The sequence below is a fragment of the Pontixanthobacter sp. genome (assembly GCF_049682855.1).
GTDB lineage: Bacteria > Pseudomonadota > Alphaproteobacteria > Sphingomonadales > Sphingomonadaceae > Pontixanthobacter.
The window spans coordinates 303,354-312,117 of sequence record NZ_JBAUIK010000009.1 but is presented as its reverse complement, the minus strand read 5'-3'; the positions used below and the strand labels follow the sequence as shown (position 1 = coordinate 312,117).

General features: G+C 59.1%; 8 protein-coding genes, 1 pseudogene and 1 riboswitch. Of the genes and pseudogenes, 6 read left to right on the top strand and 3 right to left on the bottom strand.

Features of this window, described 5'->3' with window-relative positions; all coding sequences use genetic code 11:
* Nucleotides 1-467: 467 nt before the first annotated feature.
* The gene (locus WA922_RS07165) at nucleotides 468-1,124 is read right to left on the bottom strand and encodes an SOS response-associated peptidase family protein (protein ID WP_424770996.1); all 657 of its coding nucleotides are present in this window, start codon (nucleotides 1,122-1,124) and stop codon (nucleotides 468-470) included.
* A gap of 34 nt (nucleotides 1,125-1,158) precedes the next feature.
* Nucleotides 1,159-1,266: riboswitch (TPP riboswitch) on the top strand.
* Nucleotides 1,267-1,301: 35 nt separating this feature from the next.
* Here WA922_RS07165 and thiC point away from each other — a divergent pair.
* From thiC to WA922_RS07135, 6 genes and pseudogenes are all read left to right on the top strand, one after another.
* The gene (gene thiC / locus WA922_RS07160) at nucleotides 1,302-3,197 is read left to right on the top strand and encodes a phosphomethylpyrimidine synthase ThiC (protein WP_424770995.1); all 1,896 of its coding nucleotides are present in this window, start codon (nucleotides 1,302-1,304) and stop codon (nucleotides 3,195-3,197) included.
* Between the two features lie 78 nt (nucleotides 3,198-3,275).
* Nucleotides 3,276-3,518 carry a DUF4160 domain-containing protein gene (locus WA922_RS07155; RefSeq protein ID WP_424770994.1) on the top strand — a complete coding sequence of 81 codons (243 nt, stop codon included), beginning with the start codon at nucleotides 3,276-3,278 and terminating at the stop codon, nucleotides 3,516-3,518.
* Nucleotides 3,493-3,753 carry a DUF2442 domain-containing protein gene (locus WA922_RS07150; protein ID WP_424770993.1) on the top strand — a complete coding sequence of 87 codons (261 nt, stop codon included), beginning with the start codon at nucleotides 3,493-3,495 and terminating at the stop codon, nucleotides 3,751-3,753. The genes WA922_RS07155 and WA922_RS07150 overlap by 26 nt, the downstream gene beginning before the upstream one ends.
* Entirely contained in the window at nucleotides 3,753-4,463 is a 711-nt protein-coding gene (locus WA922_RS07145; RefSeq protein ID WP_424770992.1) for a hypothetical protein, read from the top strand. Before WA922_RS07150 ends, WA922_RS07145 begins: the two co-directional genes overlap by 1 nt.
* A 248-nt stretch (nucleotides 4,464-4,711) precedes the next feature.
* Nucleotides 4,712-4,861 (top strand): annotated as a pseudogene (locus WA922_RS07140) (type II toxin-antitoxin system death-on-curing family toxin); the annotation flags it as partial.
* A 177-nt stretch (nucleotides 4,862-5,038) separates the two neighbouring features.
* Entirely contained in the window at nucleotides 5,039-5,767 is a 729-nt protein-coding gene (locus WA922_RS07135) for a hypothetical protein (protein ID WP_424770991.1), read from the top strand.
* A gap of 49 nt (nucleotides 5,768-5,816) precedes the next feature.
* Here the strand turns inward: WA922_RS07135 and WA922_RS07130 are convergent, their stop codons facing one another.
* Nucleotides 5,817-7,001: an FAD-dependent monooxygenase gene (locus WA922_RS07130; protein WP_424770990.1), complete on the bottom strand. Its 1,185-nt coding sequence runs from the start codon at nucleotides 6,999-7,001 to the stop codon at nucleotides 5,817-5,819.
* A 24-nt stretch (nucleotides 7,002-7,025) separates the two neighbouring features.
* Nucleotides 7,026-8,615, bottom strand: coding sequence for an AbgT family transporter (locus tag WA922_RS07125; RefSeq protein WP_424770989.1), 1,590 nt, complete (start codon nucleotides 8,613-8,615; stop codon nucleotides 7,026-7,028).
* Nucleotides 8,616-8,764 lie beyond the last annotated feature (149 nt).

The following is an 8,764-nucleotide window of genomic DNA, read 5'->3' as shown; positions in this document are numbered from 1 at the left end:
ATTTTCACCAGTCCGTGCGCCAAAAAAAAAACGACCCGAAGGCCGCCCTAAGTTTGCGTTCCGTAAGGGAAGCGGAACTGGAAATCTGTCCGCGCCGGAGCATCAGAAGGGGTCACTGATAAGCGCGGACAGATAGGGGAGAGCAATGCGTATTGGAGATGATGACTGGTGTATTCCTTCGTCTGAAAATCCGCGAGCAACCCCGCCCGCACGGTGTTCTGTTCTATCGCAGCCAATCTATCGCAGCCAGTCTATCGCAGTCATGTCCCGCTCGCCGCGGATCAGCACGGCGGGCTGGTCCATCTGCTGAAGAGCGGTAGGCGGATGGTGTGGATGGCTGCTGAGTCAATCGATCCTTGTTTATATCGTGCGGAGTGTCGCCCGGACGATTGATGTATTGGAGGTAAAAAGTTAACGGCCGGTTGGACATTTGTAACGTATTGTTTCGTGGCGGCCGGGGGTGCGGTTTATTTTTCGGTTCGCTTGCGATCCGGGTTCGGGCTCTCGCTGCACCGCATGAGCGATGATGGATAGGGTTCAAGCAATGCCCGCGCCCTGCGCCAATCGGCATATAGCCACATGTCATGCGCCGCTGCGCTGGGCGGCAAAATCACCGGCATTCGTTCGCGCCCTTCCGCGCGCAAGGCGGCACTTGCGGGGCAAGTGAGAATTGCAAAGCTGGGGACTTCGCTGTCTTTCCACAGCCCGGCGATGGCGAATACTGGCTGGTCAGCGGGCGCAAACCACAACTGGCGGCGGCGGCCCTTTGCATCAGTGCCGCTGCTCCATTCCATAAAAGCGGTGGACGGGATCAGGCAGCGAAATTCACTATTGCGCAGATTGCCGATCCAGAACGGACTGTCCGGATTGCGCACGCTCAGCACGGCATTGCGGCCATCATAGGGTACATTGGGCGGCGGCGGCACGCCCCACAAACGCGGTGTCATTCGCAGCGGCCCACGTGATGTCCGCGGCCCGGAAATACATTCCCGCCCCGCCGTCAGCACCGGTGCAAAGCCGCCCGGCGCAATATGCCCGCCCGCCCACGGATCATCTGCCGAAGCCGCGCCGAAACTATCGGCAATCGCGGCGGCGGGTATATCGAGGCGATAAAGCACGGTCATGGCTGGACTGTCTGCCGCCAAGCGCCTAAAGTCGCAACCATCCCCGGGGAGCCTGTTGCGGCTGAGAGGGATGGGTAACGCCATCCGACCCGTTGAACCTGAACCGACTAACATCGGCGGAGGGAGCGGGCCTGTATATCACGGGATATCCGCACTCCGCATCTGGAGTATACGCGTATGGCCGACATTAACTCGCATATTGAAATTGGCGTCACTACCGGGCCGATCCGGGGCAGCCGTAAAGTCTATGTCGGCAAACACAATGTCGCGATGCGCGAGATTGACCTGGAGCCATCGAGCGGTGAACCGCCGGTGCGCGCCTATGACACATCCGGCCCCTATACCGATCCCAACATCGCAATTGACATCAATAAGGGCCTCGCCCCTGTGCGGCGCGCGTGGCAGCTCGAACGCGGCGATGTCGAAGAATATGAACCGCGCGAAGTGAAGCCCGAAGATAACGGCCAATTGGGCCCGGATCGCAGCGGCGGTGTCCCGCCATTCCCCACCAAATTGCGCAAACCGCTGCGCGCGAAACCGGGCAAGAACCTCAGCCAGATGCATTATGCGCGGCGCGGGATCATCACCCCCGAAATGGAATATGTGGCGGAGCGCGAAAATCTTGGCCGCGAGATCGCGCGCGAAGCAGCCAGCGGCGGCGAGAGCTGGGGCGCGGAGATCCCCAATCATGTCACGCCCGAATTCGTCCGGGACGAGCTGGCGCGCGGCCGGGTGATTATCCCGTCAAACGTGAACCACCCCGAATGCGAGCCGATGGCGATTGGCCGCAATTTCCTGGTCAAGATTAACGCCAATATCGGCAATAGCGCGGTCGCATCTGACGTCGCATCGGAAGTTGACAAGATGGTCTGGTCGACCCGCTGGGGCGCGGATACGGTGATGGACCTGTCCACTGGCCGCAATATTCACGACACCCGCGAATGGATCATCCGCAACAGCCCGGTGCCGATCGGGACTGTGCCGATTTATCAGGCGCTGGAGAAAGTCGGCGGCGTGGCCGAAGACCTCACTTGGGACATTTTCCGCGATACTCTGATCGAGCAGGCAGAGCAGGGCGTCGATTATTTCACCATCCATGCCGGCGTGCGGCTGCCCTATGTGCCGATGGCGGCAAAGCGCGTTACCGGCATCGTGTCTCGCGGCGGCAGCATCATGGCGAAATGGTGCCTCGCGCATCATAAGGAAAGCTTCCTCTATGAACATTTCGACGACATTACCGAGATCATGAAGGCCTATGACATCGCCTATTCCTTGGGTGACGGGTTGCGCCCCGGCTCCATCGCGGATGCCAATGACGAGGCGCAGTTTGCCGAGCTCTACACTCTGGGCGAGCTGACCCACCGCGCATGGAAGGAAGATGTGCAGGTAATGATCGAAGGGCCGGGCCATGTCCCGATGCACAAGATCAAGGAAAACATGACCAAGCAATTGGAAGTGTGCGGCGAAGCGCCGTTCTACACGCTCGGGCCATTAGTCACCGATATCGCGCCGGGATATGACCACATCACCAGCGGCATCGGCGCGGCACAGATCGGTTGGTACGGTACCGCGATGCTGTGTTACGTGACGCCCAAGGAACATCTGGGCCTGCCCGACCGTGATGATGTGAAAGTCGGCGTAGTCACCTACAAGCTGGCCGCCCACGCAGCCGATCTCGCCAAAGGCCACCCCGCCGCGCAAGTCCGCGACGATGCGCTGTCAAAGGCCCGCTTCGAATTCCGTTGGCGCGACCAGTTCAACCTGTCGCTCGACCCCGATACGGCAGAGGAATATCACGACCAGACGCTCCCCGCAGAGGGCGCGAAGACAGCGCACTTCTGCTCCATGTGCGGGCCTAAGTTCTGCTCGATGCAAATCAGCCAGGAAGTGCGCGACTTTGCAGCGAAACAGAACCAGTCGCCCGAAGGGTTCCTGGCCAGCGAGAAACTGGGCAGCGAAACCGCAGAAGCGAGCCGCAAGGCTGCCGAGGAAGGCATGCGGGAGATGGCCAGGGTCTATAAGGACAAGGGCGAACGGTTATATTTGCCGGAAAGTGAAGTCGCGGAGGAGTGAGACCGGCGTGCCCCGGAACATAGACCGGGGCGCGTAATCGGTGCTAATGGCCCGAGCTGACGGAGAAAGGACCAAATAATGCCGGCCATTCTCCGCCAAGGCCCCTATCGCATCTATTTCTACAGTCACGAACTGAACGAGCCGCCGCATGTCCACGTTGATCGCGATGATGCAACAGCGAAGGTTTGGCTTGATCCGGTCGCGCTGGCGCGCAGCCGCGGCTTTCGTCCTAAAGAAATTACTGCCATACTCGATATTGTGAACGAGCATCGCGCCCAACTACTGGAGGCATGGAATGACTATTTCGGAACGGCTGAGTGACGAGCGTGTAAGCGATGTGCGCTGCGATGACGACAGTCTAACGGTCGATCTTATGGATGGCCGGACGATCATTGTGCCGCTCGCCTGGTATCCACGGCTGGCTGGCGGATCTCTCGAACAGCGGGCCAAGTGGGAATTGTGTGGCGGGGGCTATGGCATCCACTGGCCCGATCTGGATGAAGATTTGAGTACAGAGGGATTGCTGCGCGGTGCGCCTGCACCGAAGGCGGCTTAGTGGGTGAGCAACAGGCTGACGGCGACGATTACTGGTTGCTGTTCGCTTCGGTGAGGAAGCGGCTGAACGATCTCTACGAGTATCGTTTGTGGCTCGGATCAGAGTGGCAACAGATGCAATTCGAAACTTTTGCGTTTAAGTTTCGCATGTTTCTTGAAGAGTTTAGCCTGTTTATTCGAGCAGCCCTCGTTGAACGCGGGCAGCTGAGCAAAAAAGACATCAATGCTTACGGACCTGGACCAATTTTGCAGGGAGCTGGAAAAGAGGTTTCCAATCTGCGGTTTATAACCACAAAATCTTTGCAAAAAGAAATCCATTCCGACGAAGAGTTTTCGATGCGTTTTGAGTATAAGAGTTTTATCAAACCAGACGTGAAACAGATGGATAAGCTTTATGGGCGATTGGGTAATTTTACTCACCCATCGATCAAGGCTGACCGCGAGGAATTGGCCAAGGCGGTAACAAGCGATTGTTTCGAGTTCTTCAAACAGCATCAAGCGATATTTCGCAGGCATACCTTAGAAAGATCATCAACAGACCCACTCCTGCCACCATCTGATTTGTCTAACATGTTGTTTATTGTTGGTGCGACGGACGCTGGAAACGATATCTTTATTCGATGCGAAGGAAGCCGTTGGATTGATCGATCGCCAAAAGGAAACCGTTACGGTCATTATGACGCCGGGCGGCATCGAACTGCGCTCTGCTGAACCGGATTTTGAAGAACAGATGGCCGCGGCCCGCGAGGTAATGGCACGGCGCAAGCGGGCGCTTAAGGAACTGGCGAAGTGAAGCCTTCTCCCCTTGAGGGGAGAGGGTTGGGAGAGGGGGTGATCTGATGGCCGCATGCATTGGAGCCCCTCTCCTTCCGACCCTTCGGGTCTCCCTCCTCTCCCCTCAAGGGGAGAGGACCTAGATGCCACACAAATGGACATGGATCACGACCGACGTGGCGACAGCAGCGGTGGTCAGCGAGACTTTTCTGGCGCTGAATGGGCACGGCCTTACTGCTACAGATGCGGAACTGGTGGTGGCCTTTGTTGCGCTGGCGGCGGGCGAACTGAACGAAGCGGAGTTGGCGGAGTGGTTCCGGGGGCATCTGGCCTGAACCATCCCTGTCGTCATTCCAGCGAAAGCTGGGATCCAGAGTGACGTAGTGCCCGGTAACCCTAGGTTCCCGCCTTCGCGGGAATGACGATCAGGTGTGGCTGTCAAAATACCGGAGGCGACGATCTGATGCGATCGCCACTTTCCTACTCCGCCAAAATCTGCCTTACCCTGCCGGATGAGCAAGCATGACACATCCCTTTCGCCCGCCACTTCCTCCAGCGCCGCCCAGACCGCCGCACGCAAGGACGGATGGACTCTCACCAAACAGGCGGCGTTTTTGCGCCAGCTATCGGCGACGCATTCAGTTACCGAGGCGGCAAAGTCGGTCTCTATGTCGCGGCAATCGGCCTATCGGCTCCGTTCGCGGTTGAAAGGGCAGGCGTTTGATCTGGCGTGGGAAGTGGCGTTTCATCACAGTTTCGATGTGCTCGCTCATGCGGCGCTCGACCGGGCGCTGAATGGCACGGAAATGCCGGTGTTTTTTCAGGGCGAGCAAATCGGCAGCTACCGGAAATATGACGAGCGGCTGACCGTGGCGCTGCTGGGCAAGCTGACGCTGGGCGGTAATCCGGTGATCGGGCGGCTTGGCCCGAGCGCAGAGAAGCACGCGCGTGATTTTGAGGCATTGCTATCTCGGCTGGAAAATGGCGAGGCGGTGACAACCGGCGCGCTATCGCCCGATGATGCAGGTGAGTTAGAGACGATTTTATCGAAAACACATATGTCGTGCATTACGCCCTATGATGAAGGTGACGATGAAGGTGACGATGAAGGTGACGATTATGGCTTTGGCTATGGCGATAGCGATAGCCAAGATGAAGAGGCATTTCCCTGTCCGTCCGCCATGTCTGACGAGCAATTAATGGCGGCATTACAGGAGGTTGAAACACAAAAGCGAAAGTGACGCGGTGTCACCTTTGTCACCCTAGCGTCACCCTGGCGTCACTCTGGCGTCACCCGGTCACATCATGTCCGTACAACCAGTCATTGCGTGCCATCATCAGCGACGGGGCAAGCGCGCTCGCCAGCCATAGCGGGCCGTATGTGGCCAGTTTGCCGGCGCGCGTGCGGCGGTGGAATATGCCCATATTCTTGCGTGCCTCCCGCTGGACGCGGGCGGTACGGGCGGTGCGGGCGTTCTGGTACCCGATCAATGCGCGCGGCAGGTCTGTTTGGCGCGAGAGGCTGTGTGCGAGCACCCAGCTATCCTCAATCGCCATGACCGCCCCCTGCGCCATAAAAGGCAGCATAGGGTGGCATGCATCGCCCAGCAGAGCCGCGCGGCCATCTGTCCAGCGGGGCAGGGGGTCGCGGTCAAACAAGGCCCAGCGGTGGTGCGCGTGTGCCTGTTCCATGATGCGGGTGATGGTGGGATGCCAGCCAGCGAAATCGGCCAAGGCCTGCGCGCGCGTGCCCTGTTCCCGCCAGTTTTCGGTGGTCCAGCCATCACGCTCCACCACCCCTACCAGATTGGCCAGCGTGCCGCCGCGCAGCAGATATGTGACCGCGTGCTTGCCTTCGCCGAACCAGATAGTCGCGGCGGGCGGCGGTGTGTGCCTGCCCAGCTGCGATACGGGCACGACCGCGCGCCATGCCACATTACCGGTAAAGCGCGGCTGCGCTGGGCCAAGCATGTGGGCGCGAATGGCCGATTTTATGCCGTCCGCACCAATCAGAACATCACCCGTGATCCGCTCTGTCTGGGCGGATTGCGCATGAATGCCGTGCGCATCCTGATGATAGCGCGTCACGCTGACACCGGTACGGACCGCGCCGGGCATCCGCTGGTCAACCGCGGCCGACAGGGCGGCTATCAGATCGGCGCGGTGCACATGCCAATAGGGCGCCCCATAGCGTGCCTCCATCGCTGCGCCCATCGCCATGCGTCCGATAATCGCGCCGGTGCGGCCATTGCGAAACTGCAGATCGCGCGGGGCAAAAACAGATCGCTCGATAGCGTCCGCAACGCCAAGGGCACGCAGGACTTTGACCCCATTCGGGCTGATCTGGATACCCGCTCCGACAGCTTCCAGAGCGGATGCCTGCTCCAATATTTCCGCATGCCAGCCATGATGGTGCAGGCACAGCGCCGCTGTCAGTCCGCCAATCCCGCCCCCGACAATAACCGCTTTGTGCACTCGACTGCTTCCGCGCTGCCGGATTTACGGCGTGTAATAGGTCGGCGAACCGGGCCCTACCGGGATGCCCAGCGCAAACGTCCAGACATAGAAGAAGGCAGACCAGAACAGCAGGAAGAACATGGTATAAGGCAGCATCATCGCAATCAACGTGCCCACGCCCAGGTTCTTGTCATAGCGTGTGGCCCATGCCAGGATCAGACCGAAATAGCTCATCATCGGGGTGATGATATTGGTGGTGGAATCGCCAATCCGGTATGCCGCCTGAATGACTTCGGGCGAATAGCCGATCAACATCAGCATCGGAACGAATATCGGCGCGGTCACGGCCCATTGTGCCGATGCCGAACCGAGCGAGAGGTTGATCAGCGCGCACATCAAGATGAACGCGAAAAAGATCACCGGTCCGGTCATGCCCGTTTCTTGCAGGAACCCTGCACCGGTCACGGCAGTGATCGCGCCCAGATTGGTCCACCCGAAAAACGCCACAAATTGCGCAGCGAAGAATACCAGCACAATATACAGGCCGAGAGAGGACAGCGCAGCCGCCATCGCGTCGATGACATCGCGGTCCGTCTTCATGGATTTTGCTGCGCGGCCATAGGCATAGCCGGTGGCGATAAAGAAGATCAGAATCCAGACGACGAAGCCTTTGAAGAACGGAGAATTGATCCGGTCGCCTGTGTCCGGATTTCGCAGCACGCCCCATTCGGGCAGCAATGTGAGCGCCATAAATGCCAGTACGGCAAGCAGCGCAATCCCTGCCCAGCGCAATCCCCGGCGCTCATGATCACCCAATGGCTCCATCATATTATCGTCCAGCACGGCGGGGTCTGCGCGGCTGGAATCATATGCGCCCAATTTGGGCTCGACGATAAAAATCGTTACCAGCGAACCGATAATGGTGATCAGAAATGTCGATGCGACCATAAAATACCAGTTGGCTGTGGCCACGACGATATAATCGGAATCGATCAGCCGCGCCGCCTCTTGCGTGATTCCGGCCAGCAGCGGATCGATTGTGCCGATCAACAAATTGGCACTGTACCCGCCCGAAACGCCGGCAAAGGCCGCTGCCATGCCCGCCAATGGATGACGGCCCAAAGCGTAGAAAATTGCAGCGGCCAGCGGGATCAGGACGACATAGCCCACTTCCGATGCGGTATTGGAGACGATGCCGGCAAACACGATCGCGACCGTGACCAGATGTTTTGGCGCGCCAAGGACCATACTGCGCACAGCAGCCGAAAGCAGCCCGGATTTTTCCGCCACGCCCACGCCAAGCATCGCGACCAGTACCACGCCCAGCGGAGCAAAGCCGGTGAAATTACCGACAAGATTGGTGAAAATCCGGCGGACGCCGTCGCCATCCATCAGGCTGACTGCGCGGATCATCCCATCTTCGGACACGCCCGTGGCGCCGGCGGGACGGGGATCTTCGACCGCCACGCCCAGCCAGCCCATCAGGCCCGACAGCAACACAATGCCAAGCGCCAGCAAAGCGAACAGCGTTACCGGATGCGGCAGCAAATTGCCCAGCCATTCCACCCCGTCCAGAAAGCGTGTGAAAGCGTTGCGTCTGGGCGCAGGCGCGCTGGTCTGATCAGTGGCCATGTAGGGATCCCGATTGCCGTAATGGTGACTGTATGCTGCCGCGAAGGGCAGCGGCTGTGCTGCGTCTATGCTGGCCTATCTAAACCGAGTCCATACCCGATCAAAATTGCGGGCCCCATACTGGCCGCCAAAATACTGGCTGGTGCAAC